Origin of the sequence: Mycobacterium pseudokansasii (assembly GCF_900566075.1) — a bacterium.
Lineage (GTDB): Bacteria > Actinomycetota > Actinomycetes > Mycobacteriales > Mycobacteriaceae > Mycobacterium > Mycobacterium pseudokansasii.
Genome location: NZ_UPHU01000001.1, coordinates 1,799,913 through 1,826,876, shown reverse-complemented (window position 1 = coordinate 1,826,876; position 26,964 = coordinate 1,799,913). Strand labels below are relative to the sequence as shown.

The window sequence follows — 26,964 nt, the reverse complement described above, 5'->3', positions numbered from 1 at the left end:
CACGTCGTCCATGCCGCAACGGATACCACGATTGCCGTCGTGATCGCAGCCGCCGGCACAACCAGCTGCGCCAACCACAGTCGCCGTTGCACCCGCAGCACAGTGCGCTCTGCGTGCCGGACTCGCCGGGCTGCCTCTCTTGCGTTCACCACACCCACATACCCGACAGCAGGTGCGCGAAACTCCGGCCGGATGCCGCGCATTCATCGGCGGGCCGGCCGGTCGCGGTCTTTCAGGGCCGCGGCGAAGCCGACAACCACCGCGCCGCACCCGTCTCCGGAGCTCAGTCGGCATTTCGATGGCCTCGGCGGGCGACCAACGGGACCGCGAAGGTTTCCTCTCGAGGCTTAACGGGAAATTGAGGTCGAGGGCGGGGTAATGCCGCCGAATCGAGAAATCAGCGGGAGGCAGATATGGCACGCAAGAGTGGACCCCTGGAAGCCGTCAGCGGCATAGTCGAGGGCGTCAAGGGCGCGATCAAGCAGGTCATCGGTGTGGTGACCGGCAATGATCGGCTCGCGCAGGAAGCAAAGGCCCAGCAGGACAAGGCCGACGCCCAACGCCAGGCCGCCAAGAAGGAGGCCGCGGCCGAATCGGCCCGTGCCGGCGCGAAGGCCGCAAAAGAGCGACAGCAGGCCAACCAGTAGTTCGTCGACGCGGTGGGCCCGGCCCGGAATTTCCGGCGGGGCCCACCGTCGGTTACCGCAGGTAAGGTACGACGGCTCCCCGACTTGCATTGGCGTACAGGGTATTCGAACATCATTCTGCGGTCGTCGCCGCGCGGTCGGACGTGGGCCGAGATGGTGGTCGGTTTGCCTAATACTTAAATAACTGAAATGCTTGCGACGTGGTGTGGGACGGGCTCGCGGCTGCGGTGACCGGCAGGCGGTCATGGCTGATCACGTTGGGTGTTGTCCTGTTCGGCGTCGGCCTCATGGTGTTGATCGGCCCCAATGCCGCGGCGGGTCAGGCACCGCAATCGGTGCCGAGCAACTCCGCGTCGGCCAAAATCGAGGCGCTCTCGGCACAGTTCCCTCGCGGCGACCGCGCTGCGTTGCTGGTGGTCCTCACCCGCGCCGACGGCGCCGTCCTGGACGGCGCCGATCTCAAAGCCGCCGAAGAAGTCCAAGATCGGGCGGCTGCCCAACCGGGCGCGCCGGCATCGTTACCCGTGCGGGTGTCGGCCGACGGCAAAGCGGCTATCGGGGTGGTATCGATCAGCACCGGTCTTTCCGGGTTGGAACTCACCGACGCGGTCACGTCGGTGCGCGCCGCCGCGCACCGCGGGCTGCCGGCAGATCTCGATGCCCACGTCACCGGAGGCCCGGCCTTCGGCGCCGACATCGCCAACGCCTTCTCCGGCGCCAACGTAACCCTGCTGGCGGTCACGGGAACCGTGGTCGCGCTGCTGTTGATCGCGACCTACCGATCACCGGTGTTGTGGCTGCTGCCGCTGCTGGTGATCGGGTTCGCCGATCGACTTGCCGCGGCGGCCGGAACCGCGGTCGCCTCGGTGACCGAGCTGAGCTTCGACGGGGCTACCTCGGGGATCACCAGCGTGCTGGTCTTCGGCGCCGGCACCAACTATGCGCTGTTGTTGATTTCGCGTTATCGCCAGGAACTTCGGCGGCACGCGGAACACCGTGGCGCCCTGTGCCGCGCGGTGCGGATGGCCGCGCCAGCGATCGTCGCCAGCAACGCCACCGTGGTGCTGGCGCTGCTCACGCTGATTTTCGCGGCCACCCCCAGCACCCGCAGCCTGGGCGCGCTGGCAGCATGCGGACTGCTCGTCGCCGCGGTGTCGGTGCTGGTGGTGCTGCCGCCGCTGCTGGCATTGAGCGGCCGGCGACTGTTTTGGCCCTTCATCCCGGAGCCGGATGCCGGCGCAACCCTCGAATCCGGACTGTGGCACAGCGTCGCCGAACGGGTCGCCCGCCGTCCAGCCCTGGTCGCCACGGCCACGATCGCACTGCTGGCCCTGCTGGCCACCGGACTGCTCGGCTCCGCCATCGGTTTGTCGCAGACCGAACAATTCCGGGTCAAGGCCGATTCGGTGACCGGGTTCGACATCGTGGCACGCCACTTCCCCGCCGGACTAACCAGCCCGACGGTCGTCGTGGCCCCCGCCGCACAGGTGCCGCAGGTGCAGCAGGCGATCAGCGCCACGCCCGGAGTGGTATCGGCGACCGAGTCGGGTCGGTCGACGACCGGATTGGCGAAATGGTCGGTGGTGATCGATGCGCCACCGTCATCCAGGAATGCGTTCAGTATCGTTGCAGCACTGCGCAATTCGACCGCTGCGGTGACCCCCGGCGCGCTGGTGGGCGGCGCCGACGCCCAAGCCCTCGACATCCGCGACGCGGCTGCGCACGACCGCAGGGTGCTGATTCCGGCGATCCTGACGGTCATCCTGCTCGTTCTGTACGCGCTGTTGCGGGCCGCGCTGGCCCCGCCCACCCTGCTGGCCGCGACCATTCTCGGCGCGCTCGCGGCACTGGGACTGGGCGGCTGGGCCAGCATCCACGTCTTCGGATTCCCGGCGCTGGACAACAGCACCCCGTTGTTCGCGTTCCTGTTCCTGGCCGCGCTCGGGGTGGACTACACCATCTTCCTGGTCACCCGCGCCAGGGAGGAAGCCGCGCACCACGGCGCCCGCGACGGAATGATCCGCGCGGTGTCGGCCACCGGCGGCGTCATCACCAGCGCGGGAATCGTTTTGGCCGCCGTTTTCTGTGTGTTGGGCGTGCTGCCGCTGATCGCGCTGACGCAGATCGGGATCATCGTTGGCCTGGGAATCCTGCTGGACACCTTCGTCGTGCGCACCCTGGTGATCCCGGCTTTGTTCACCCTGATCGGTGATCGTATCTGGTGGCCCACTTTCCCGAATCATGCTGACTACCAACATGGTTCAGCACATTCACAGCCGGACGGAGGATTTGGATGAATAAGTCGACACTGACCGCGACTGGGCTGGCCGTCACGGCGGCGGCGGGTGCCGGAAGCATCGCCAGCCCGGGATCCACCGCCGGGTGGTACGCGCGGCTTCGCAAGCCCGCGTACCAGCCGCCAAGCATCGCCTTCCCGATGGTCTGGACCACCCTCTACGGCGACATCGCCATCAGTTCCGCGGTGGCCATCGACCGGTTGCGCGCAGCAGGACACCACGACAAGGCGCTTCGCTATGTCGCCGCGCTGGGCATCAACTTGGTGCTCAACGGCGGATGGAGTTGGTTGTTCTTCCGGTTCCACAAACTCGGCGCGTCCGCGCTGGGCGCCGCGGTCCTGGCAGCCAGCAGCGCCGACCTGGTGCGCCGGACCGCCGAAGCCGATCGTCGCGCCGGGCTGGCGATGCTTCCCTACTCCTTGTGGACCGCCTTCGCGACCGTACTGGCCACCCACCTCTGGCGGCTCAACCGCTGACCCGCGATGACGCGGGCGCTCTTGTGGTTTCGTCGCGACCTGCGGTTGCGCGACCATCCGGCGCTGGCCGCCGCCGCCGCCGACGGCGAGGTACTCGCCTGCTTTGTTCTCGATCCGCGTCTGGAGGCGTCGTCCGGCCGGCGCCGCCTGCAGTATTTGGGCGATTCGCTGCGGCAACTGCGCGACGATCTGGGCGGCCGGCTGCTGGTCACCCGCGGGCGGCCCGAAGAGCGGATTCCCCGAATTGCCAAGGAAATCGAGCCATCGGCGGTACACATCTCCGAGGATTTCGCGCCATTCGGGCGGCGCCGCGACGAGCGGGTGCGCGCGGCGCTGGGCTCGATCCCACTGGTGGCAACGGGATCGCCGTATCTGGTGGCACCCGGGCGCGTCGCCAAAGACGACGGGACGCCGTATCGGGTGTTCACCCCGTTCTTCCGCCGGTGGGGCGACGTGGGTTGGCCGTCGCCGGCGCGTACCGGCCGCGACTGTGCACGCTGGCTGGATCCGGCGCAGGTAGCCGTCGAGCAGTGCGAAATCCCCGACCCCGGTGCGCCGCTTGACCTGGCTGCCGGCGAGGCCGCGGCGCTTCGGCAATGGGATACCTTCGTCGACGACGGACTGGGACGTTACGCCCAGGATCGTGACCGGCCTGACCTCGACGGCACCAGCCGGATGTCGGCGCACCTGAAGTTCGGCGCCATTCACCCGCGGACCATGGTCGCCGGCCTGGACTGCAGCGGTGCCGGTGCCCGAAGTTACCTGCGCGAGCTGGCTTTTCGCGACTTTTATGCCGCGGTTCTGTATGACCGCCCGGCTAGCGCCTGGCGCAACTGGAACCGCGACTACGACCGCATCCGGACCGATAAGGGCAGCCGGGCGGAACACCTCTTCGAGGTCTGGAAGGCCGGTGAAACCGGGTTTCCACTGATCGACGCGGGGATGCGGCAACTTCGCCAGACCGGGTTCATGCACAACCGGGTCCGGATGATCGCGGCCTCGTTTCTGGTCAAGGACCTGCATCTGCCCTGGCAATGGGGAGCGGCCTGGTTCCTGGATCAACTCACCGACGGCGATCTGGCCAGCAACCAGCACGGATGGCAATGGTGTGCGGGATGCGGCACTGACGCCGCGCCGTATTTCCGGGTGTTCAACCCGACCACGCAGGGCGAAAAATTCGATCCCTCAGGCGATTACATTCGCCGCTGGGTGCCTGAGCTGCGCGCCGCCGCCGACGTCCACCTCCGAAAAGGCCGACGCCCGTCCGGATATCCACCGCCGATCGTGGAGCACGCCACCGAGCGCGCCGAGGCGCTGCGCCGCTACCGCGGTCTGAGCTGACCAGCGCGCAGCATTTCCCGGATTCGCTTTCGGAGAAGCTGTTTGGCATGTCATTATCAGCCGATTCACAGTTGTCCTAATTTCTCCGATGCCAGGGAGGCGATATGGCTTACACGATCGTTCGCACGTTGCTGATCTCAGGCGCTGCGGTGGGGCTGGTGGCCAGCGCGGGGGGCTGTTCGTGTTCGATCGGATCGTCGTCGCATTCGGTGAGCAAGAGCGATGTCGCCGACCAGATCAAAGCCAAGATGACCGACGCCGCCGGTAACAAGCCCGAATCCGTGACCTGCCCGGCTGACCTGCCGGCAAAGGTCGGCGCGCAGCTGAACTGCGAGATGAAAGTCAAAGACTCGACCTACAACGTCAACGTCACCGTGACCAGTGTCGAGGGCAAGGACGTCAAGTTCGACATGGTAGAGACGGTCGACAAGGACCAGGTCGCCAAGATCATCAGCAACAAGCTGACCCAGCAGGTGGGCCGACGGCCCGATTCGGTGACCTGCCCCGACAATCTGAAGGGGGTAGAAGGCGCCACACTTCGTTGCCAACTCACCGACGGCAGCGACAAATACGGCGTCAACGTGACCGTCACCGGCGTCGACGCCGGCGAAGTCAACTTCGACTTCAAGGTCGACGACCACCCCGAATAGGTTCGTCCCATCGCCGACGGGGAGCCCACGCCGTGAGACGGTTGTGACGCACGCCTCGTCACACACGCTGGTTCGTCCCGGCGCGAATATCCGCTACTGGATCACTGGTCGGCTGGGCGCGCCGCTAGTGGTCTTCAGCCACGGAGCAGTCGTTGATCACCGGATGTGGAACCCGCAATTGGACTTTGCCGCACGCTATCGAATCGTGACATACGACATCCGCGGCCATGGGCTTTCCTTGGCTAGCAAAGCTTTTTGCTTCTCCGACGCAGTTGACGACTTGCTGGCCCTCCTTGATGCGGTGGGGGCCGTGGATGCTGTGTTGGTCGGCCAGAGTATGGGCGGAAACCTTAGTCAGGAGATCGCCTATCAGCACCCCGAGCGGGTCAGGGCGCTCGTGCTGGCTGGTTGCGCCTGCAACACGTGGCCGTTGACCCGGTCAGAGCGATGGTTGGCGCGGCTCGTCATACCGCTCATCGGCCTGTATCCCCGACCACTTCTGGTTCGCGAAGTAGCTCGGCGGTCCTCGGTAGTGCCAGCGGTGCGTCGGTATATCCGCGACAGCGCTACGGCCATGCGGCCCCAACAGATCCGGGCCGTGCTCGCGTCGTTGTTTTCGGGCCTACATCCCGATCCGGACTACCGCACACCGATGCCCGAGTTGCTGATCCGCGGCGATCAGGACCGGCTCGGCAACTTCGCCCGGGTGATGCCCTTGTGGCAGCAACGTGATTCCGACGCATCGTATGCGGTGGTCAAAGGCGCCGGCCATCTGGTGAATAGCGACAATCCCGTCGATTTCAATGCCTTGCTTGACGCGTTTTTGAACCGAGTCAGTTGACCTCGGGCCACAGCGTGCAGCGATGGCATGCGTGCAGCGATGGCATGCCTGCACCCCCACCGGCCAGATCCAGCAGTTCGCAGCCAGTCATGGCGAACACCGGGCGCCGGAGGCAATGCCCGCATCCCACCCGCGCACCCGGCGTACAACCGGTTGATCGGGCAGGCGCCCCGACCGTAGGCATCTTGTCTCGATCGTGTTCTGCCCGAACCTCATTGAGTGCGCCCCAACCTGCGCCGGGAGCATTAGTCGGCGACGATTTCGACAGCGGAATCGATGGGGGCAGGCATGTCGATGACCACGGCGACACCGTGTGGCCGGACGGTGTCGCAATAAGCACGCTGCACAGGGGTGCGCCGGAACGCAAGCCGGGTGGCTGCGGCTGCTCGTCGACCGATGCGTCAGGCGGCTATTTTGGCCTGTTGAGCCGCCCGGCCGACGCCACCGGCGAAGGCCCATGGTTCGCCGTGGCCGGGAAGCAGGGCGTCATCGGCGTAGGGCGTGAGGTTTCTCAGTGCGGACACCGTCGCCGCATTGTTGGCGGTGTGCTCGGCGAAGACGATCGGGCGATCGTGACCGCAGAACATCGGGTCGCGCGTCATCAACGCGTCGCCGGTCAATAGCGCAGCCCGGTCAGGTAGATGAAATACGACGGACCCGGCCGAGTGGGCGCCGACCAACAGCGGCACCGGTCTTCCCGGTACATCCAACGGTGAGCCGCACACCAAGCGGTTTACCGATTTCAGCAGCGGCTGAACGAAGACGCCGTCAGCGGCGGCTTCACCGAGCAAGCCGAGTGCTGCGAGCCTCCACATGCGCCGCCGTAACCTTTGTGGGGGTAGTCGGCCCCGGGAACTCTGCGCGAAGGCGGCATCGGCGTCGTGCAAGTAGACGGGAATGCCCTTGCGCCGCAACCGCTCAGCGAATCCGACATGGTCGGCGTGGCCGTGCGTCAGGATGACCGCCTCGATGTCGGACTGCCGCCTGCCCGTCTGCTCGAGCCAGGCGGCCAGGTAACGGCGGTGTCCGTCGAACCCGCAATCCACCAAGGTCACTGCCTTGCGTTCGGTGACGGCGTAGAAGTTCACCCGGCGCGTCCCCAGAAGGTAGACGCCATGCAGAACTTCATTACCGGGGCGTGGCGAGGCGAAGGGATTGCGCTTGATCAACATGACAAGTACTCCTGCGGTTCGACTATTTTGCTACCATTCCGCAGTAAAATAGCGTTGTCAAGATTTCGAGCGGATCAGTATGAAAAAAACCTCACCGCGGCGCCAACGGGGGCGACCGCGTCAGTTCGACGAGCACCGGGTGCTTGAGGCGGTGCTGTCGGTGTTCTGGGAGCGCGGCTACTCCAGCGCCTCACTCGACGATCTGGCACGCGCGGCCGGCGTCACGCGGCCGAGTCTGTACACCGCTCTGGGCGACAAGAAGTCGATGTATCTTCACGCCTTGGACCACTTCGGGCACCGGATGCGCACCGAATTCACGGCATCGCTGAACGCTGGTGGGCATCTTCGTGATGACCTGCTGGCCGCTTACCTGGCTAGCGTCGACCTGTACACCACTCAACCAGGGCCGGGCCGCGGCTGTCTGGCGGTCTGTACGGCGTCGGCAGAGTCGTTCAGCGACAAAGATATTCCTGACCGAGTTGCAGAAATCTTGAATGGCATCGATGCCGCTTTCACGGAGCGTTTCGACGCCGCGATCACCAGCGGGCAGCTACCGCCTACCACCAATGCCGCTGCGCAGGGGCGGCTTGCCGGAGCGGCTTTGCATAGCCTGGCGCTGCGCGCCCGCGCAGGAGCCGACCGTCGGATTCTCGAGGAATTAGCCCAAACCGCTGCCGAATTCTTGAGCATGTCAGCGAATTGCGCCGGCGCGAGTGCACCGGCGAGTACGGATGGCGAATCAGAGCCCCCCGCGTCCCGGCGCTGCCCGCAGTCGCGCGCGGGCCAATAGCCGCGGCCAGCCGAAAGAAGGCCCCGGCGCCGAACGCGACGACATGACGGCATATGGAATCGCCAAAAGGGGTTGGCTGCGGGCGTCGCCGACTATGCACAGCAGCCGCAGGGCCGAGTTATCCCGGTCATGTTATTGACTCGACGGAGCTGAAAACGGCGCGCGAACGGGTTACTTTGCGAGGATGTCCCGAGTCCCGTGGAACTTCGGTGGCGGTCCGGTGAGCATCAGGCTGCGCTCACCTGATCATTGTGCGCGACGGGTCCGACATGTTTGGCGGCTTCATGTTCGAGCGCGGTCCGTAGTGCCGGCAGGTGCAGGTGACCGTTGACGCGACGGAACTGCTTGCCGGCCTCGACCATCCCAGCCGCGCACCAGCGCAGCGCCATCTGCCCGTCGCGCCAGCGTTTGACGTTCCCGGCGTGCTCGCGGCACACCGAGATCATCGATTCGATGCAGTTCGTCGAGCGTAGTGTCCGCGCCAGCGTGGGCGGCACGCCGAGGCGTAGCACCGTGAGCGTCTCATCGAGGCCCTCGCGCAGGCTGGCCGCCGCGCCCGGGTGGGTACGGTCGAGTTCGGCGGCCAGGGCCAGCAGGGCCGCCTCGGCCTCCAGCGCCGAGTCGGCGTGGTAGGCGTCGGTCATCCTGCGGCCGGCGGTGCTGCGAAGCCGTTGCGGCAGATGGTCTTTCACATTCCTGATCTTATGGAGCTGACAACGTTGGATGACCGGATGGTCGAGCACGTCGACTACCGCCTTGCGCAGCGCCTTGGACCCGTCCAGGCCGACCAGCATCGGCCGGGTCACGTCCAGGCCCCGTTCCCGCAAGTCCACCAGCAGGCCGGTAACCAGGGTCGCGTTCTCCGTGGAGCCCTCCACCAACGCCAACGGATGCTTGACCCCGTCGATGCCGATACCCAGGGCCACCACACAGCACGATTCGGCGAAGTGCACCCCATCGATCATCAACGCCACCAGATCCAGCCCCGACAGATCCGCGGCGAGCAGCTCGGCCAGCGCGGTCTCGGTCATCGCGACGAACCTGCGGGAGACCGCTGACTTGCTTGTCGCCGAGGATGTTTCGGTGACCTGCTGCCCGACCGGCTCCAGCCCGACCGGGTAACGGCGGGTCGAGAGCCCGGCGAGCATCTTCTCCATCGCCATCTTGCCCAGAATCTCCGTCGAACTGAACAACTCATACGAGGCGACCGGCAGTTCGCCCGCCCCGTCGGCGGCCCGCACCCGTGGGCGGGTCACCGGCACCCGGCGACCACCCAGGGTCACCGAGCCGCGTTCACGGCCGTGGCGCACCGCTGTCCGCGCCGCATCATGGCGGCCCTTCGGCCCAGCCAACGCTGTCACGTCGGCCTCCATCAGCATCTGCATCACCTGCAGACCGGCGCCCACGGCCAAAGCCAGCAGGCCCTCCTGCATGTTCTCGGCGATCTCGGCCATCGCCACACTGACGTGTTCTGGGATCGCGGGCGCCGTCGCGTCCACGGCCAAATTCTGGTTAGTCTTCTTCACGGTGGTGGTCCCCTTGCAGTTGGTGTTCTTGGCGGAACGCCCGACACCTACCACACGGCAGGTCTCAAGCGGGGGACCGCCACCTCAAGTTCTACGACGCCCGGGACAACCTCTTACTTTGCAGCGATGTGACTTTGGTCGATCGCGATTCTCCAGCCAACCAAGCGGCGGCCGGCACGACGGAGCACCGTCGCATGACGCCGTGCGCGCGAGCGGTACCCGGATGAAGCGCTATCGGTGCAACCTCAGTTGGCGGCCTTCTTGCGTTCGATATCGGCCAGTGCGGCGGCCAGTTCGGCGCGCTGCGCGGCCGACGCATCCCAGGCCACCTGCCGGTTCTTGACCACCTTGGCGGGAGCGCCGACGGCGATCGAATAATCGGGGACGACGCCGCGGACCACGGCATGCGATCCCAGCACACAGCCGCGTCCGATAGACGTGCCCCGCAACACCGTCACCTTCACACCGACCCACGTATCGGGCCCTATCCGCACCGGCGACTTGACGATCCCCTGGTCCTTGATCGGCAAAGTGATGTCGTCCATCCGATGGTCGAAGTCACAGACGTAGCACCAGTCCGCCATCAGCACCGAGTCCCCGATCTCGATGTCGAGATAGCAGTTGATGACGTTGTCCCGGCCGAGCACCACCTTGTCGCCGAAGCGCAGCGAGCCCTCGTGAGCGCGGATGGTGTTCTTGTCGCCGATGTGCACCCAGCGGCCGATCTCGAGCTGGGCCAATTCCGGCGTCGCGTGAATCTCCACACCCTTACCGAGGAACACCATGCCCCGGGTGATGATGTGCGGGTTGGCCAGTTTGAACTTCAACAGCCGCCAGTAACGCACCAGGTACCACGGGGTATAGGCGCGGTTGGCCAGTACCCATTTCAGCGATGCCAGCGTGAGGAACCTGGCCTGGCGCGGGTCCCGCAATTGCGCACCACGCCAGCGGCGATGCAGCGGCGCACCCCACATGGACGTCATGGCCGGAAGCCTAGCCTGACGACCCGAGGCTATCGAGCGGGACGCACAGCGTCCCGAGGTGGGGGCACCTCCCGCTTGCGGGGGTGGGGGTACCGCCCGCTTGCGGGGGAAGTCAGGCGGTCGGGCACCCGCGAGCCGCCACACGTTACCCTCACCTGTACCCGATGGCTGCTATGCCGAACGGCCGGACCCGCCTGCCGGCGACCAACGTTGCGGAAGGATTGGGGAACCCTGCGAAAGGACTGCGAAAGGTCGAGGTGCTTGCGCGACGTCTGCTGACCGCCAGCTGCGCTGCCGTGCTCACGATCGCACTCGGCGGTTGCGGCAACACGGATTCCTGGGTTGACGCCGCGCCGGCACTGGGCTGGCCCGCGCCCTACGGCGACGCCGCCAACAGCAGCTACACCACCACGAGCGGCGCCAGCAAGCTCACGCTGACGTGGACGCGTTCGGTCAAGGGCAGCCTGGCGGCCGGGCCGGCACTGAGTGCGCGCGGCTACCTGGCGCTCAACGCCCAGACGCCGGCCGGTTGCTCGCTGATGGAGTGGGAGAACAACAGCAACGGCCGGCAGCGCTGGTGTGTCCGGCTGATACAGGGCGGCGGCTTCGCCGGCCCGTTACTGGACGGCTTCGACAACCTCTACGTCGGACAGCCCGGAGCGATCGTGGCCTTTCCGGTCACCCAGTGGACGCGCTGGCGCCAGCCGGTGATCGGGATGCCGACCACTCCCCGATTCGTCGGGCACGGCCACCTGCTCGTCGCAACCCACCTCGGGCAGGTGCTGGTGTTCGATACCCACCGCGGCAAGGTGGTCGGCAGCCCGGTGGATCTGGTCGAGGGCGTCGACCCGGCCGATCCGATGCGCGGGTTAGCCGACTGCGCACCGGCACGGATGGGCTGCCCGGTAGCCGATGCCCCCGCATTCTCAGAGGTCAACGGGACCGTTGTGCTCGGTGTCTGGCAGCCGGGGGCACCGGGGGCGGGGCTGGTCGGCCTGAAATTGCGGGACCAACAGTTGGTCCGAGAGTGGGCCAGCGATGCCGTCAAAGACGGGGTGCTCGCCAGTCCGGTGCTGTCCGCCGACGGCGCGACGGTCTACGTCAACGGCCGCGACCAACACCTGTGGGCCCTGCACGCCGCCGACGGCAAGGTCAAATGGTCGGTGCCGCTGGGATTTCTGGCGCAGACTCCGCCCACGGTCACCCCGGAGGGCCTGATCGTGTCCGGCGGCGGTCCCGACACCCGGCTGGCGGCCTTCCGTGACGCCGGCGACCATGCCGACCAGGCCTGGCGGCGCGACGACGTCACGCCGTTGTCGACGTCCAGCCTGGCCGGCGGCGAGGTCGGCTACACCGTGGTGGCCGGTCCACCCCACGACGGCGGACCGGGTTTGTCGTTGCTGGTTTTCAATCCGGCCAACGGTCATTCGGTCAACAGCTACCCGCTGCCGGCCGCAACCGGATATCCGGTCGGGGTCTCGATCGGCTACGACCGCCGGGTGGTAACTGCCACCAGCGACGGCCAGGTTTACAGCTTCGCGCCGGCTTAGCGGCCATACTTGGTCGATGTCTACCGATGATGCGGCTCCGGCGAACGCGGCTGTGTCCAGCCGCCGCAGCCCGGCCCACCGGGCGCTGGATATCACGGTCGCGATCGTGCTGCTGGCGGTACACGCCCTGTTGTTCGTCGCGACGATGCTGGTGCTGGGCATGCTCGTGATGGGCACCGACCCGTGCGGCGCCCAGCCCTGTGGTGATCCGGCCTGGGTGGACCGTGCCATCCGGTTGGGATTGTGGGTCGGCATCGCGTTCTTCGTCGCCGACCTGGTGGTCACGGTGTCGCGTCTCGCGCGGCGCACGGTGGCCTTCTTCGTACCGATCATCGGGTGCGTGGCGCAGCTGGCGTTGGGCGGTGCCGCGGCAGCGATGGAATCGCTGGCCGGCCCGGTGTAAGGCTTAGATGGCCTTAGATAGCCAACGCCGGGATGGCGCTGCGCGGCACCTGGACTTGAGTGGCTCCGGCGTACGAAGGCAGCAGCTCGCCCTGGGCGAAGTAGAAAATCACGTCGTCGTCGGTGATGGCGAAGTTCTGGTAGTGGCTCGGATCGAGCCCGTTGGAGGGCATCACCACTCCGAGCCCGGTCTGGTGTTGCAGGTCCCGTTGCACGATCGGAAAGATCGCGTCCAGCGGCGTGGTCCCGGGCGCAAACAGCGTGTCGAAGGTGATGGGTTGTTTGGTCCCCAGGTTGTAGTTGAAGGCCTTGTACCAGGTGAACGGATGTGCGCCACCGAGATCCTGGAACAACTTGAGCACCACGCTGCGGGTGTTGTGTGGTGGCTGGCCGGCGCTGCGTTGTTCGGCGGTGGCGTCCATCTGGTAAGGGCGGTCGCGTCGCGGCGACCCCTGTGCCACGTTGACGAATCCGTCGCGGTTCTGCGTGATGTAGTCGGTCAGTGCCTGCTGGTCGGGGTAGTCGACGGGATAGCTGATGTCCAGCGTGTAGCTGGGGCCTGTCGCATGAATGTGGCACATCTGCGCTGCCTCGACCGAACCGCCGAGGCTGGCACAGGACGGCGGCGCGGCCGCTGCCGGGCAGGCCAACAGGACTGCAGCAGCCAGCACTGCGGCCGCTATCAGATGACGCATTGTCGAATGTTCCTCGCAGACCTTCGGGCGGTAACGCCGCTAAGGGTGATCGCCGCCAGCGTACCCGGCCGCTACCGAGACGGGCGGCATACGAAGGCGGTCCCACGGCCGGCGGCCGCCGAACCGATCCGGGTGATGACCACCGACAGTCGTCGGCTGCCACGCAACCGCAGCCGTCGCCGCAGCGCGTCGGGATCCACCTGAACGCCGCGGACCAGGATCTCCAGCGCCGCGCACTCGAGTGCAGCCAGCGCCTGACGCAACCGGCGCTCGTCGAACGGCAACTGCTCGAGCACCTCGAAACCGCGCACCCCCGCGGGCAGCCGATCACCGGACAGGTAGGCGATTTCGGGGTCGAGCTGCCACAGCCCGTGCCGGGCGCCGTAATGGCGGACCAGGCCGGCCCGGACGACGGCCCCGTCAGGATCGATGATCCACCGCCCGGCGGGCCGGACCGCGCAGTCGTCGGGCTCGGTATCGGTGATCTGTTCGCCGCTGTCGAGGATGCTGGCCCGACGCCGCACGCCCGGTGCAGCCAATCCGTCCGACCACAGGCAGGCCTCCCGAACCGAGCCGCGGTAGGCCGTCACCTCGATTTCTCCCTCGAATCCGAGCCGGCTTACCTGCTCGAAATCGATTCCGGGAGCGCACTTTACGACGAGCTCCCGGCCGCGGTAGGTCGCCAGCAGCGGGTCCAGCGCCGGTTGATAGTCGTCCGGGCGCAAGCGCCGGCGCCCGCCACGGCGACGCGCCGGGTCGACGACGACGACCGCATCCCGGGTCACCGGGTGCAGGGCGTCGGCGCGACACAGGTCGGCATCGGGTCCCAGGTTGTGGCGCGCCATCGCCAACCGGACGGGGTCGATGTCGCTGCCGATCACGCGTGCCGCCGTGCCGCGCAGCGCGGCCAGCTCAGTCCCAATCGAACACGTCGCGTCGTGCACCACCAGACCGGCGAGCCGTCGGGCGCGATGCAGCGCCACCGCCGCGACCGTGGCCTGCTGCAGCGCCTCATCCGTGAACAGCCAACTCGAGACGTCGCCCAGACCGGCCAGCTTGTCGGCAGCGCGCCGCCGTAACAGCGTGGTCTCCACCAGGATGGGCGCCCGCTCGCCGAACCGGGCTCGCACCGCGGTGGTGTCGGCGACCCGGGTGGCATCGCTCAGCTCGAACTCGGCGACCGCGGCCAGCGCGGCAGCACCCGACTGCGAGCGCAGATAACCGACGTCCTCAGAAGTGAACGCCAGGCCGACACTCAGGACGGCTTGACCCCGGTGACCATGACGTTGTAGAACCAGCCCTTGGGCGCCACATGCCGCCATACGTTGGCGTCCACCCAGCTCAGCGCCTTCCAGCCGGTGAATGCGAACTTCGCCCAGCCCCAGCCCAGTCGGCCGGGCGGCAGCGAGGCCTCGAACGTCCGGACCGGCCAGCCGAACATCGCGGCGGTGAACTCCTCGCTCACGGTCTTTACCTGTACCGCGCCTGCGCCGCTGGCCATCCGCTCCAAGTCCCCGGGCGTAAACGTGTGCAGGTCGACGATGGCCTCCAGCGCCGCGGCACGCGAGGATTCGTCGAGCTCGGCCTGGGGCCGTCGCCAGCTGCCCAGGCCGGGCAACCTGGTGGCGTTGGTCGCGATGCGCCAGGTCAGAGTGGACAGGGCACGGGCGTATCCGTTGCCGACGGTGGTCGGCTCGCCCGCGAAGACGAAGCGGCCGCCCGGCTTCAAGACCCGGATCACTTCGCGCAGCGACAGCTCGACGTCGGGGATGTGGTGCAGCACCGCATGCCCGACCACCAGGTCAAAGGTGTTGTCGTCGTAGGGGATGCCCTCGGCGTCTGCCACCCGGCCGTCGATCTCCAGTCCCAGGGACTGCCCGTTACGGACGGCGACCTTGACCATGCCGGGTGAGAGGTCGGTGACCGATCCACGGCGGGCGACCCCCGCCTGGATCAGGTTGAGCAGAAAGAACCCGGTGCCGCAGCCCAGTTCCAGCGACCGGTCGTACGGCAGTTCGCTCAACACCTCGTCGGGCACGATGGCGTCGAACCGGCCCCGGGCATACTCGACGCAGCGCTGGTCGTAGGAGATCGACCATTTCTCGTCGTAGTTCTCGGCTTCCCAGTCGTGGTAGAGGACCTGGGCGAGCTTGCTGTCGTGCCGGGCGGCTTCCACCTGTTCGGGGGTGGCGTGCGGGTTGGGCACGACGTCGGTCGAACTGCTCGTCATACAGGGAGCCTAACGGCCGTCCCGGTCACCCTCGGCGCCCAGGGCCTTGACTTTCAGCGAACACCTCGACGTAACGACGGCGTTCCGCGACGACTCGCTGCGCCGGTTCCGCTTCGAGGACATCGTTGATGACGGCCTTGGCGGCGGCCAGCGCCAGCGGGGGGCCGTCGACGAAGCGGCGCGCCCACCCGACGGCGGCGTCGTAGACGTCGTCGGGTGCCACCATGTCGTCGATCAGTCCCAGCGCCAGGGCCTCCTCGGCGTCGAAGAAGCGGCCGCTGAACACCAGCTCCTTGGCCCTGCTGGGACCGGTCACCTGGGTCAGGCGCGCCATTCCGCCGCCGCCGGGGATCAGTCCGGCCAAGATCTCCGTCGCCCCGAACTTCACGTTGTCGCCGCTGACCCGCCAGTCGGCGGCCAGCGCCAGGGTGAGGCCAGCGCCCAACGCGTATCCGGTGATCGCGGCCACCGTCGGCTTCGGGATCGCCGCCACGGCATCGATCGCCTGGCGCCGCACCCGAGCGGCGGTATCGGCCTCCGCCGCCGTCAGCGTCCGCAACTCGGGCATGTCGTCGCCGGCGGAAAAGATCTCATGGCCGCCGAACACGATGACCGCGGCGACGTCCTCTCGGCGGCCCAAATCGTCTGCCGCACCGATGATTTCCCGGTAGACCTGACGGGTCATCGCATTGGTCGGCGGTCGCGACACCACCAACGTGGCCAGGCCCTCGTTGGCGACCACGCCGACGAACTCCCTCACAGCGGCCACGCGGTGAATCCGCCGGAGCGCCGCGCCTGGTTATAGCGGTCGGAGTCGAAGAATTCAATCTCCCAGTTGTCCCCCTGCAACGCGAGGTTGGGCTGCACTGGCACAATCGTGCGCTCCACGGCCAGCACTTCGGCCACCGTGCGGCCCGCCAGCGCGTCGAGCTGGGTCCAAGTGGGCGGCAACAGGATGTTTCGCCCGGCGGCGAAGTCATCGATGGCGTCCTGGGGCAGCGTCCAGTCGGCCCGGTCGGACTCGGTGTTCTCACCGTCGGCACGCTGTCCTTCCGGCAGGGCTCCGACAAAGAAATAGGTGTCGTAACGACGGGTGAGCTCAGCCTCGGGGGTGACCCAGTTCGCCCACGGTCGCAGCAGGTCGGAGCGCAGCACCAGATCTTCGCGGCCCAGAAAGTCCGCGAAGGACAGCGTGCGGTCGGCCAGGGCCGCGCGGTACTCGCTGTACACGGAGGCGTCGCGCACGATGCTGTTCGGGTCGCCGGCCGGTCCGGCGAACAGCACTCCCGATTCCTCGAACGTCTCGCGAGCCGCGGCACACACCAACGCCTCGGCAAGGCCGGGTTCGGTGCCGAATCGCTGCGCCCACCACAGCGGCGGCGGGCCGGCCCACGCGCCCCGGCCGGCCAAGTCGGCATTGCGGTCCCGGTCGTCGACGCCGCCGCCGGGAAACACCATCACCCCGGCCGCGAAATCCATCGCGGAGTGCCGCCGCATCAGGAAAACGGACAAGCCGGGCCCCGAAGCCGGCTCCGCGTCGCGGACCAGCATCACGGTCGCTGCGGGCCGGGGTACCAGGGGCACCTGCTCCGACGGTGAGTTCATGGCTGCCTCCGATGAGCTGCGCGGGTACGGACCCGCCGGGCGAAGTATCGCCCGTCGACGAGGTCCACGGCGATCTGCTGGCCGAACGCGGTGGAAAGGTTTTCGGCGGTCAACACGTCGGGCAGCAGGCCGGACGCGACGACCTGACCCTCCGCCAGCAACAGACAGTGGCTGAACCCGGGCGGCACCTCCTCCACATGGTGGGTGACCAGCACCAGCGCGGGCGCGTCCGGGTCCGCGGCGAGGTCGGCCAGCCGCGCCACCAACTCCTCGCGGCCACCCAGGTCCAGGCCCGCGGCGGGTTCGTCGAGCAGCAGCAATTCCGGGTCGGTCATCAGCGCACGGGCGATCAGCACCCGCTTACGCTCCCCCTCTGACAACGTGCCGTAGGTGCGGTCGGCCAGATGCTCAGCCCCCAGGCTTTCGAGCATGTCGACGGCACGCCGGTAGTCGACGTCGTCATACTGCTCCCGCCACCGGCCGAACACGGCATAACCCGCCGACACCACGAGGTCGCGCACCACTTCGTCGGTGGGTACCCGCTGCGCCAAAGCCGACGAGCTCAGCCCGATCCGGGCACGCAGCTCCGAGACGTCGACTCGGCCGAGCCGTTCACCGAGCACGAACGCGACTCCGGTCGACGGATGCTCGGCGGCGGCGGCGATGCGCAGCAGCGATGTCTTGCCGGCCCCGTTGGGGCCGATGATCACCCAGCGTTCGTCGAGTTCGACAGCCCAATCCAGCGGCCCCACCAGGGTGCGCCCGTTGCGGCGCAGCGAGACATTCCTGAAGTCGATCAGCAGGTCTGGATCGGCTGTCTCCTGGTCAGCTGGTGAGCCGGATTCGGGCACCCGCCAATCGTGCCGCACCGCCCTCGTGCGGTGCCTGTCGGGTCGCCCTGCCCGGTCAGCAGACGCGAAATCGCATCGAAATCGCTGATTTCGTGCGATTTCACGTCTGCTCGGCAGTCAAAGATCGTTGCCCGCATAGGACAGGTTGAAGCTCTTGTTGGCAAGCGGAAAGTCCGGGACGATCGTGTCGGCCATGGCGACTGGCAACGCGGGCCAGTTGAACCAGGAAGGGTCGACGACCTTGCATCGGGTGATGCGCCCCGCCCGGTCGACTTCCACCCGGTGCACGACCGCGCCACGCCAGCCCTCGACGATGCCCACCCCCGAATTGCCGACTGTCGCCGACCGAAGTGGCGAATCGCAACGTAAAGGGCCGCGGTGATCCTCGATCAGCGTGCAGGCCAGCGCAACTGATGCGGCGAATTCATCACGCCGAATCGCGTAGCGGGCCAGTACGTCACCGCTGGTGCCGGTTACCAGGGCGACCGGCAGTGTGGTGGTCGGCTGATCGAGGCGCGAATCGGTGGCGAGGCCGCTGGCGCGGGCCACATACCCGAGACAACCGATGGCACGCGCGTCGTCACGCGTCAGCACAGCGGTTTCGGCAAACCGGTCATAGACCACCGTGTTCCGCAGGGTCAGCTCACTGATTTCGGCGACCTCGTGTGCCAGCGCACGCAATTCGTCAGGTTCCGGAAGCTCTTGCAGCACCACGCCGCCGGGCCGGATCGCGCCACGCAGCAGGCGATGTCCGGTCACCCTGCGGTTGATTCGCAACAGGCGTTCGCGAACGTGCTGGGCATGGGCGTTGGCCAAGCCGAAGCCGACGTCGTTGGCCAGGGCTCCCAGATCGGTGGCGTGATTGTAGAGCCGTTCCAGTTCGACCAGCAGGGCGCGCAGCCGGTGCACATGTTCGGGCGCGGCCAATCCCAATGCCTCCTCGACGGCCAGGCTGTAGGCCAGAGAATGGGCAGCCGCGCTGTCACCGCTGATCCGCTCGGCAAGTTCGACCGACCCCGCGGCACCGAGCGCAGTTCGTCCCTCGAAGAGCTTTTCGATACCCCGGTGCACGAACCACAGTCGAGCCTTGAGCCGCAACACCGATTCGCCGATGACGGAGAACCGGAAATGCCCCGGCTCGATCAGGCCGGCATGCACCGGCCCGACCGGTATTTCGTAAACGCCCGGGCCGTCGACCGTGAGGAAGGGAAACCGGCCGGCGGCCGGAAACGGTGGCGGCTGACCGGCGTTACGACGCATCGGATACCATTCCTGCGGCCAGTGCCCATGCCGCACCAGCCGCCGTGGTTGCGGATGCCCTTGCGGGACAACCCCGTACAGGTCCATCATCTCCCGCTCGAAGCGCCCCGCGGGAATCGACAGATGCCCCAGGGACGGAACGGACGGAGAGGCCGCGTCGGTGGTGAAAGTTAGCTCCACACGGCGGTCCGGCTGTCCCGCCAGCAGCAGGTAGACGATCCTCAGGGTGTCGCCGTCGTCGTGTGCGGCCACCAGGGCCAGGCGATAGCCGGCCGACAGCAACTCATCCACCGCCCGGATGAGCTCATCACCGGAAACCTTTCGCCGCACCATGTTTCGTTCCATCAACCCGACCCGAACTGGCCGGCGGCCGCATTGAACAACCCGGAAAGCGGGCCCGCCGTAACACCCAGCGCGACCGATGCCACGACGCCTGTCACCAGTGCGGCCGCCACCGTGGCGGGCACGGCGATCCGTGGCGCTCCCGTGCTCGGCACGCCGAGCAGGATCTGCTGCGCGTTGCCGACCAAAGCAGCGAAAGCCACCACCACAAACAACAGCGCGACGCCGAGCACCCAGGACAGCCCGGCACTGGCGAGCGATCGAGCGATCGACACCTCGCTGGCGAACAAGGCGAAAGGCGGCAATCCAAGCAAGGCAATGACGCCGACGGCGAACGACCACCCGACCAACCGGGACCGCGACAACACCGCGGTGATGTCGGCGATGGCCGTCGAGTCGTGCGCAGCCTGCAACTGCCCCCCGGCCAGGAACAGCACCGTCTTGCCGATGCCGTGGGCAAGCACATGCAGCAGCAAAGCCGCGATCGCCAGCTTGGTGCCCGCTGCCGCCGCGATCGCGATCAGTCCCATGTTCTCCATCGATGAGTACGCCAGCATGCGCTTGAGATCCGTTGTGACAGTGAGCAATAAAGTTGCGATGAGGACTGTCGCGAGGCCAGTCGTCAGGAGTCCGGCGCGCAGGAAACCCGGCCCCACCGCGGCGTCGATGATCGGCCGCAGCCGGATCAATACCGAAAAAGCCACAGCCAGCAGCACGCCGCTCATCAGCGCCGACACCGGTGCCGGCGCCTGGCTGTGCGCGTCGGCCAGCCATCCGTGAAACGGAACCAGCCCGACTTTGGCGCCATATCCGATCAGCAGCAGCCCGCCTGCTAGCCGGGTAACGGCCGGATCGAGGTGAGCGGCGTGGGCCGCCAGGACATTGAGATCCAGCGCCGTCGCCCCGGCGGCGCCGGCGTGCCGGGCGGCGAAGTACAACAGAACGGTACCGAGAAACGCCACGGCGATACCGACCGAGCAGATCACCACGTACTTCCAGGTGGCCTCCAAAGCGGTGCGGGTGCGACGGTGCCCGACCAGGAAGGCCGTGATCACCGTAGTGGCTTCCACCGCCACCCAGATCACGCCAATGTTGTTGGCGCACACGGCGACCGCCATCGCCGACAGGAACGCCGGCGTCAGCGCACCGTACCGGCGCGCGTCTCGGCGGTCGGTGTGACCGTGCTCGAGTTCTGAGTCGAGGTATCCGATGCTTGCCCAGGTGGCCAAGGTGCCGACCACGCCGATGACGATGAGCATGGTCACCGACAGCGCATCGACGCGCAGCATCCCGGCCAGCACGACCCGCGTTCGGGCTGCCGTCTGGACACCAAGCCCCACGCCCGATGCGAGCACGGCCACCGCGGACAGCACAGTCAGCGCTGCCGTCCACCGGCGCCAGCCGCCGGCCACCGCGACGACGGCCGCGATCAGCGGCGCCAGTATCGGCACCAGCATCAGAATGGTCATCAGTCTCGCAATCTCTGCAGCCGGTCCAGATCGGTGCCGCCGAACATCCGGCGCAGTCGTCCGGTCAGCACGCCGAGCACGATCAATGCGAACAGCACATCCAGCGAGGCGCCCAATTCGACGATCAGCGGCACCCCGGCGGTCAGCAAAAATGTTGTAGCCGCAATCCCGTTGTCCAGCATGAGAAATCCCGCGGCCTGGGAGATGGCGTGCCGTCGCGTCACCATCACGAACAAAGCGATCAGCACCACCGCCAGGCCGCCCGGGGCAGCGCTGACCGCCGCATCGGAGTCCAGGGCCACAACAGGCCGAGCGACTGCCAGCGCGACCACCGTCAGGCCCGCCGCGATCAGTAGCGACGCAGTGGTGTTGATCAGCGGTGTCGCCTCGCGCGGCGCATCGTCAGCGCCGAGCGCCCGGGCAAGCAGCGACGGCAGTACCGCCCCGCGCAGTACGAGCAGCGCCAGCCCGACCCCGACCAGTTCCCAGTCATGGGCGTGGCCGCCGACAATCATCGGAATCGCTGCCAGGGCAACGCCTTGGGCCGCCAGCAGCCGCACGATGGAGCGCAGGTCACGCCGCCATACGATCAGCACCGCGGTCAGTATCAGTCCACCCGGCGCGAGGTCCAGCACGCCCGCATAGTCGAGGTCGGTCACGCCATCACGCCTGGGCCGTAAAGAAGTTGGCCGATGTCACGGCCAACAGGGCCAGCAGGAACGAGCCGGCGAGCAGTTCGGGCACCCGGAATAGTCGTAGCTTGGCGACGAAGACCTCCGCGCCGGCCAGGACTATCGCGGCCGCGGCGACCTTGATGCCGACCGCCGCGACGCCTATCCCCACGCCGATCAAGCTCGGCTTGTCACCTGCGATTCCCCATGGGAAAAAGAGGTTGGCCAGCAGGGCCAGCAGCACGGTGAGTCGCATGCCGCTGGCCCACTCCACCAGAGCAAGCTTTGGTCCGGCGTATTCCAGGACCATCGCCTCGTGCACCATGGTCAGTTCCAGATGGGTCGCGGGATTGTCCACCGGGAGGCGTCCGGTTTCGGCGATGACGACGATCACCAGGGCCACGAACGCCAGAATTCCGCCCAGCGACAGCACTTCCGCGGGATTATCGAGGCTAAACGCGACGATGGCGCCGAGGTTGGCCGACCCCGCGGGGATGGACAGCGCGAAGACGGCAAGCAGAATGGTCGGTTCCACCAGGGCCGCGATGGTGATCTCCCGGCTGGCGCCCATACCGCCGAACGAGGTACCGGTGTCGATTCCCGCCAACGTCAAGGCGACGGTGCCGAGGAACAACAGGCCCACGACCACGAACAGATCGGCTACCGAGTCCAGCGGCGAGCCGGTCGCAACCAGCGGCGCGATCGCAGCTATCAGCAATGTGGTGGCCGCGACCACCACCGGTGCCGCCGCGAACACCAGCGTGGTGCCGTCCGGGGTGACCTGCTGCTTGCGCAACTGCTTTCGCAGATCCCGCCAGGGCTGCAAAACACCTGCGCCGCAACGCCCCTCGGATCGGGCCCGGACCTGACGCATCAATCCGACGACCAGTGGTGCGCCGGTCATGACTGCACCGATCTGCGCCGCGCCGGCAACCACGGAAAGAGCATTCATCGGGCGACCGCCAAGACGATCAGGATTCCGAGCGCGCCGTAGGCGAGGTAGAGGTGCACGCTTCCGTTGTGCGCGCACCTGATGGCTTGTGCGCACCGCGCGACGGTGCGTAAGACCGGCGCGTAGACGTGATCCTCGATGGCGTCGGACGCCTCGGCACGGTATTCGATCTTGGCCACGTGATAGCGGGTGTGCTCCAGGTGAGTCACCTCGATGCCGGTGTCGGGCCGCAACACGTCGTCGAACACCCGCTGCAGCGGTTGGGCGAACGACGTCGCCGTGTATTCCATGCGCGAGCTGAGTTCGTCGGCGCCGCAGGCCCATAACGGCGACCTCACGGAGTCCGGGCGATGACGCGACCCCCAGCGCGCCAGCGCCAACACGGTCAGGACGGCCAGGGCCAGGGCCACGGCCAGCAAGCCCGGCGCGATCGAGCCGGCAGTACCCGGCAACCGCAGCATCGGACCCAGGCCCGTCAGATCGGCGTGCCGGGATACGGGCAGGGTATCGAGCACCGACTGCAGGGTGCCGGTGACGACGAACGGCACCACGGCAACCACGACACAGCCGACTGCGGCTACTGCCATGCCGACGAGCATGCTGGACGACGCCTCGCGCGCGTGATCCACGACCTCCGAGCGCGGCCGCGCCAAAAATCCGGTGCCGAACGCCTTCACCATCGCGGCCACACCCAAACCGGTGGTCAGCGCCACCGCGCCGACACCCAGCGGAGTCACCAGCCCCACGATGGTGTTGTGCTCGGGCCGTGCGTGGATCAGCGACTGCACCAGCAGCCATTCGCTGACGAACCCGGCGCCCAACGGCAGCCCCGAGGCACCCAACGCGGCGATTCCGAAAAATACTGTGGTGTAAGGCATTTTCCGGGCCAGGCCGCCCAACTTGTCGAGGTCGCGCAGTCCGGTTGTCAGCAGCACCGACCCAGCCGCCAAGAACCCGAGACTCTTAAATGCGGCGTGGGCAGCCAGGTGCAACAGCGCCGCGGTCATCGCGATCACGGCCGCCGCGGCGGCCCCGGCTGCTGACAACAGCGTGGCCGCCCCGAGCGCAAGGGTGACAAGTCCCATGTTTTCGATCGTCGAAAACCCAAGCAGCCGTTTGAGATCGGCGGCCACTGCGGCCTGCAGCACTCCGTACAATGCGGTGACAGCACCGACCGCCAGCAGGGCCACGCCCCACCACCTGGGGCCCGGCCCCAGCAGCTGCAAATCGACGCGGATCAGACCGTAGATGCCGAGGTTGACCATGGCGGCGCTCATCAATGCCGATGCGGGACTGGGCGCTTCCGGGTGCGCTCTCGGCAGCCAGGCATGCAGCGGCAGCAGGCCGGCTTTGGAACCGAAACCCAGCAGCGTCAGCACGAATACGCTAGTGCGTACTCCGTCCTGAATCCCGGCCATGTCGGCGAACCGATCCGTTCCGGCCGCTGCCGTCAGCACCATCAAGGCCAGCAGGATCGCGGCGAAGCCCAACTGGGTCATCACCGCGTAATACAGCGCGGCGGAGCGTACTTCGTTCCGACGATGATTCGTAAGCAGCAGGACGAGCGAACTGAGCGCCATCAATTCCCACGCCAAGAGGAACGTGGTCACCGAGCCGGCGGCGGGAACGAGCAGCATCGCACCGACGAACACGGGCAGCGTCGTGAGCGCGACGGCGCCGGCCTGTTCCCGCCGTGTGTATCCGATGCTGTAGATGCCGACGACGACGGCCACCGCACCGGTTAGCGCCATGAAGAACGCACCCAACCGGCTCACTTCCAGGTCGACGCCGATCATCGGCACCAGCCAGTCGACCCGCATTCGTAGTCCCACACCAAATACGCCGTTGAGCCCCAATGCAATTCCCGACACCCCGAGTCCGGTCGTTGCGGCGCCCGCGGTGAAGGCACCTATTATGTTGCGGCGCAACGTAACCGAGTGTTCCGGTGGCGCGTCCGCGAAATCCGCGGTCACCTGCGTGTCACCGACCGCAGGGCCGCGACCACCTGGTCGGGCGAGGGTGGACATCCCGGGATCTCGACGTCGACCGGGATGACGTCACCGACGGCACCGACCACGCCATACGCGTCGCCGAACACACCGCGGTTGAGCGCGCAGTCACCGCAGGCGATGACCAGGCGCGGTGCCGGCGTCGCCGCCAAGGTGTTCCGCAGCGGCTGGGCCATATTCCGCGTCACTACCCCGGTGACGAGCAGCGCATCGGCATGCCGCGGCGAAGCCACCAACCGGGCGCCAAACCGCTCGGCGTCATAGACCGGTCCGAATGCCCCGGAGATTTCCACCTCGCAGCCGTTGCACGAGCCCGCGTCCACATGGCGCACCTGCAAGGAACCGCGCACCCCGGCTGGTGGGTCGACGGTTGGCTCAGGCACCGGTCCCGCGCTTTCTGCCACTCGGCCGAGTCGCATGATTCTGCCGATCCAACCCATGCCCGGACCTACTGCCGGTCCGCCGCTGGGCCGCCCGCTCGCAGGTCTTCGAGCATTGCCACTTGGCCGCTGAGCATCCCGGTCAGCACCCGGCGGGCCACGGCCATCAGTTCGGCGATCAGCGGTGAGGTGATCGAGTAGATGACCGTGTTGCCGTCCTTGCGTGCCGTCACCACCCCCGTCCGCCGCAGCACGCCCAGCTGCTGAGACAGGTTGGACGACTCCAGACCCACTTCGAGCAACAGCTCCGCCACGGTGTGGTCTCGTTCGGAAAGCAGTTCCAAAATCCTGACCCGGGCCGGATGTCCCAGCGTCTTGAAGAACTCGGCCTTCAGCTTGTAGAGCGGCTCCGACACCTGACCTCACCCAGTAGTTCTACGGTTCAGATATACATCAATTTAGCAATTGAAAACTTTATCAATCATTGGGTGGCACCGCAGCGTGGGCCCGGCCCTGCCCGGCGAGCAGACGCGGAATCGCATCGAAATCGTTGATTTCGTGCGATTCCGCGTCTGCTCGGCAGCACCTAATCCGGCGGGATCTCGACGCGGCGCAGCACGCCGTCGAGCGCGTCGGCGGCTTCGATCTCACCGCGGGTCACGCCCAGCAGAAACAGGACCGTGTCCAGGTAGGGGTGGCTCAACGAGGCGTCGGCCACCTCCCGCAACGCCGGCTTGGCGTTGAATGCAATGCCCAGCCCGGCGGCGGCCAGCATGTCGATGTCGTTGGCGCCGTCGCCGACGGCGACGGTCTGCTCCATCGGCACCCCGAACCGCTCGGCGAAGTCGCGAAGTGCCGTGGCCTTGCCCGGACGATCGACGATGGGGCCGACCACCCGCCCGGTGAGTATCCCGTCGACGATCTCCAGCTCGTTGGCCGCCATGAAGTCCAGGTTCAGCTCCCTGGCCAGTGGCTCGATGATCCGCCGGAAGCCGCCGGAGACCACGCCACAGCGAAATCCCAGCCGCTGCAACGTGCGCAGCGTGGTCCGCGCACCGGGCATCAGCTGCAGCTGCGCGCCGACGTCGTCGATCACCGACGCCGGCAATCCTGCCAACGTGGCCACCCGCTGGTGCAGCGACTGCGCGAAATCCAACTCACCGCGCATGGCGGCCTCGGTGATCGCCGCCACCGCGCCCTCGGCACCGGCGCGGGCCGCCAGCATCTCGATGACCTCGCCTTGAACCAGCGTGGAATCGACGTCGAAAACGATCAGCCGCTTGGTACGCCAGGCCAGCCCGTAGTCCTCGACCGCCACGTCGACACTCTCTTCGGCGGCCACCCTCGTCAGGGCACTCTGCAGCGGGCCATAGGCTCCGGGCGGCACCGAGACCCGCAACTCCAGCCCGGTGACCGGATAGTCGGAGATGCCGCGGATGAAGTCGATGTTGACGCCCAGTGCGGCCACTTCCCGGGCCACCGCGCCGAACGCCCCGGCGGTAACCGGGCGGCCGAGCACGAAGATCACGTGAGTCGACGGTTCCCGGATGATCGGCACGTCGTCGCTGCGCTCGACCGTCACATCCAGGCCTACCCGGTGTATGGCGGCTTCGACGTCGCAGCCCAACGCCGCATTGTCGGCGACTTCCGGTCCGCAGGAAACCAGGACACCTAGGGTGAGCCGGCCGCGGATCACCACCTGTTCGACGTTGAGCAACTCAACACCGTGTTTGGCCAGTACCTCAAAGAGCGCCGATGTCACACCGGGCTGATCGTGGCCGGTGACCGTGATCAGCACCGACACTTTGGGCGACGTGGTCACCCG

General features: G+C 67.2%; 25 protein-coding genes and 1 pseudogene. 9 read left to right on the top strand and 17 right to left on the bottom strand.

Translation table 11 applies throughout. From position 1 onward, the window contains the following. The first annotated feature begins 413 nt into the window (after nt 1-413). The 6 genes from mbp1 to EET10_RS08380 all read left to right on the top strand — a co-directional run bounded on the left by mbp1 (nt 414) and on the right by EET10_RS08380 (nt 6,252). A complete protein-coding gene (gene mbp1 / locus EET10_RS08405) occupies nt 414-647 on the top strand; it encodes a microaggregate-binding protein 1 (protein ID WP_036406744.1) in 234 nt (77 codons plus the stop codon). Nucleotides 648-847: 200 nt separating this feature from the next. Further along, entirely contained in the window at nt 848-2,944 is a 2,097-nt protein-coding gene (locus EET10_RS08400) for an MMPL family transporter (RefSeq protein ID WP_246013618.1), read from the top strand. Continuing rightward, nucleotides 2,941-3,420, top strand: a complete 480-nt coding sequence (locus EET10_RS08395) for a TspO/MBR family protein (protein ID WP_036406742.1) — start codon at nt 2,941-2,943, stop codon at nt 3,418-3,420. Before EET10_RS08400 ends, EET10_RS08395 begins: the two co-directional genes overlap by 4 nt. A 6-nt stretch (nt 3,421-3,426) precedes the next feature. Continuing rightward, the gene (locus EET10_RS08390; RefSeq protein WP_063466915.1) at nt 3,427-4,761 is read left to right on the top strand and encodes a cryptochrome/photolyase family protein; all 1,335 of its coding nucleotides are present in this window, start codon (nt 3,427-3,429) and stop codon (nt 4,759-4,761) included. Nucleotides 4,762-4,865: 104 nt separating this feature from the next. After that, nucleotides 4,866-5,411: an anti-apoptotic protein gene (locus EET10_RS08385; RefSeq protein WP_036406739.1), complete on the top strand. Its 546-nt coding sequence runs from the start codon at nt 4,866-4,868 to the stop codon at nt 5,409-5,411. A 43-nt stretch (nt 5,412-5,454) separates the two neighbouring features. Further along, on the top strand, nt 5,455-6,252 hold the full coding sequence (locus EET10_RS08380) for an alpha/beta fold hydrolase (RefSeq protein WP_099188170.1): 798 nt from the start codon (nt 5,455-5,457) through the stop codon (nt 6,250-6,252). Between the two features lie 401 nt (nt 6,253-6,653). Here EET10_RS08380 and EET10_RS08375 read toward each other — a convergent pair whose 3' ends face one another. After that, nucleotides 6,654-7,424 (bottom strand): MBL fold metallo-hydrolase, encoded by a 771-nt coding sequence (locus EET10_RS08375; RefSeq protein ID WP_051490755.1) that lies wholly within the window; start codon nt 7,422-7,424, stop codon nt 6,654-6,656. A 79-nt stretch (nt 7,425-7,503) separates the two neighbouring features. On the opposite strand from EET10_RS08375, the gene EET10_RS08370 reads away from it, so the two are divergent. Then, nucleotides 7,504-8,214: a TetR/AcrR family transcriptional regulator gene (locus tag EET10_RS08370; RefSeq protein WP_122502049.1), complete on the top strand. Its 711-nt coding sequence runs from the start codon at nt 7,504-7,506 to the stop codon at nt 8,212-8,214. Nucleotides 8,215-8,441: 227 nt separating this feature from the next. Here EET10_RS08370 and EET10_RS08365 read toward each other — a convergent pair whose 3' ends face one another. Both EET10_RS08365 and EET10_RS08360 read right to left on the bottom strand, forming a co-directional pair. Then, nucleotides 8,442-9,740, bottom strand: coding sequence for an IS256 family transposase (locus EET10_RS08365; protein ID WP_080692200.1), 1,299 nt, complete (start codon nt 9,738-9,740; stop codon nt 8,442-8,444). Between the two features lie 245 nt (nt 9,741-9,985). Next, nucleotides 9,986-10,723, bottom strand: a complete 738-nt coding sequence (locus EET10_RS08360; RefSeq protein WP_036406736.1) for an acyltransferase — start codon at nt 10,721-10,723, stop codon at nt 9,986-9,988. A 257-nt stretch (nt 10,724-10,980) separates the two neighbouring features. Here EET10_RS08360 and EET10_RS08355 point away from each other — a divergent pair, with 257 nt between their 5' ends. Both EET10_RS08355 and EET10_RS08350 read left to right on the top strand, forming a co-directional pair. Beyond that, nucleotides 10,981-12,273, top strand: coding sequence for an outer membrane protein assembly factor BamB family protein (locus EET10_RS08355; RefSeq protein WP_036406831.1), 1,293 nt, complete (start codon nt 10,981-10,983; stop codon nt 12,271-12,273). A 16-nt stretch (nt 12,274-12,289) separates the two neighbouring features. Then, nucleotides 12,290-12,676, top strand: coding sequence for a hypothetical protein (locus tag EET10_RS08350; RefSeq protein WP_122502048.1), 387 nt, complete (start codon nt 12,290-12,292; stop codon nt 12,674-12,676). Nucleotides 12,677-12,689: 13 nt separating this feature from the next. On the opposite strand, the gene EET10_RS08345 is transcribed toward EET10_RS08350, so the two are convergent. From EET10_RS08345 to serB, 14 genes and pseudogenes are all read right to left on the bottom strand, one after another. Next, nucleotides 12,690-13,370: an esterase gene (locus tag EET10_RS08345; RefSeq protein ID WP_036406732.1), complete on the bottom strand. Its 681-nt coding sequence runs from the start codon at nt 13,368-13,370 to the stop codon at nt 12,690-12,692. A gap of 71 nt (nt 13,371-13,441) precedes the next feature. Then, nucleotides 13,442-14,692 carry a THUMP-like domain-containing protein gene (locus EET10_RS08340; RefSeq protein ID WP_211187913.1) on the bottom strand — a complete coding sequence of 417 codons (1,251 nt, stop codon included), beginning with the start codon at nt 14,690-14,692 and terminating at the stop codon, nt 13,442-13,444. After that, on the bottom strand, nt 14,626-15,600 hold the full coding sequence (locus EET10_RS08335) for a class I SAM-dependent methyltransferase (protein ID WP_036406731.1): 975 nt from the start codon (nt 15,598-15,600) through the stop codon (nt 14,626-14,628). The genes EET10_RS08340 and EET10_RS08335 overlap by 67 nt, the downstream gene beginning before the upstream one ends. A 9-nt stretch (nt 15,601-15,609) precedes the next feature. Further along, a pseudogene (locus tag EET10_RS08330) lies at nt 15,610-16,360 on the bottom strand (enoyl-CoA hydratase). After that, nucleotides 16,357-17,205: an NUDIX hydrolase gene (locus tag EET10_RS08325; protein ID WP_036406729.1), complete on the bottom strand. Its 849-nt coding sequence runs from the start codon at nt 17,203-17,205 to the stop codon at nt 16,357-16,359. The pseudogene EET10_RS08330 and the gene EET10_RS08325 overlap by 4 nt, the downstream one beginning before the upstream one ends. Beyond that, a complete protein-coding gene (locus EET10_RS08320; RefSeq protein ID WP_099188168.1) occupies nt 17,202-18,074 on the bottom strand; it encodes an ABC transporter ATP-binding protein in 873 nt (290 codons plus the stop codon). The genes EET10_RS08325 and EET10_RS08320 overlap by 4 nt, the downstream gene beginning before the upstream one ends. Before the next feature lie 99 nt (nt 18,075-18,173). After that, nucleotides 18,174-19,664, bottom strand: coding sequence for a hydrogenase large subunit (locus EET10_RS08315; protein WP_244601886.1), 1,491 nt, complete (start codon nt 19,662-19,664; stop codon nt 18,174-18,176). After that, nucleotides 19,661-21,127, bottom strand: coding sequence for a proton-conducting transporter transmembrane domain-containing protein (locus tag EET10_RS08310; RefSeq protein ID WP_036406723.1), 1,467 nt, complete (start codon nt 21,125-21,127; stop codon nt 19,661-19,663). The genes EET10_RS08315 and EET10_RS08310 overlap by 4 nt, the downstream gene beginning before the upstream one ends. Further along, complete coding sequence (locus EET10_RS08305; protein ID WP_036406722.1) at nt 21,127-21,786, bottom strand: hypothetical protein; 660 nt, start codon at nt 21,784-21,786, stop codon at nt 21,127-21,129. Before EET10_RS08305 ends, EET10_RS08310 begins: the two co-directional genes overlap by 1 nt. 4 nt (nt 21,787-21,790) lie before the next feature. Beyond that, a complete protein-coding gene (locus tag EET10_RS08300) occupies nt 21,791-22,750 on the bottom strand; it encodes a respiratory chain complex I subunit 1 family protein (protein ID WP_036406719.1) in 960 nt (319 codons plus the stop codon). Further along, the gene (locus tag EET10_RS08295; RefSeq protein ID WP_244601888.1) at nt 22,747-24,666 is read right to left on the bottom strand and encodes a proton-conducting transporter transmembrane domain-containing protein; all 1,920 of its coding nucleotides are present in this window, start codon (nt 24,664-24,666) and stop codon (nt 22,747-22,749) included. Before EET10_RS08295 ends, EET10_RS08300 begins: the two co-directional genes overlap by 4 nt. Nucleotides 24,667-24,719: 53 nt before the next feature. Beyond that, entirely contained in the window at nt 24,720-25,199 is a 480-nt protein-coding gene (locus EET10_RS08290; RefSeq protein WP_036406713.1) for an NADH-quinone oxidoreductase subunit B family protein, read from the bottom strand. A gap of 8 nt (nt 25,200-25,207) precedes the next feature. Beyond that, nucleotides 25,208-25,555: an ArsR/SmtB family transcription factor gene (locus EET10_RS08285; protein WP_036406710.1), complete on the bottom strand. Its 348-nt coding sequence runs from the start codon at nt 25,553-25,555 to the stop codon at nt 25,208-25,210. A 170-nt stretch (nt 25,556-25,725) separates the two neighbouring features. Then, the gene (gene serB / locus EET10_RS08280) at nt 25,726-26,961 is read right to left on the bottom strand and encodes a phosphoserine phosphatase SerB (protein WP_036406707.1); all 1,236 of its coding nucleotides are present in this window, start codon (nt 26,959-26,961) and stop codon (nt 25,726-25,728) included. Between the last annotated feature and the right edge of the window lie 3 nt (nt 26,962-26,964).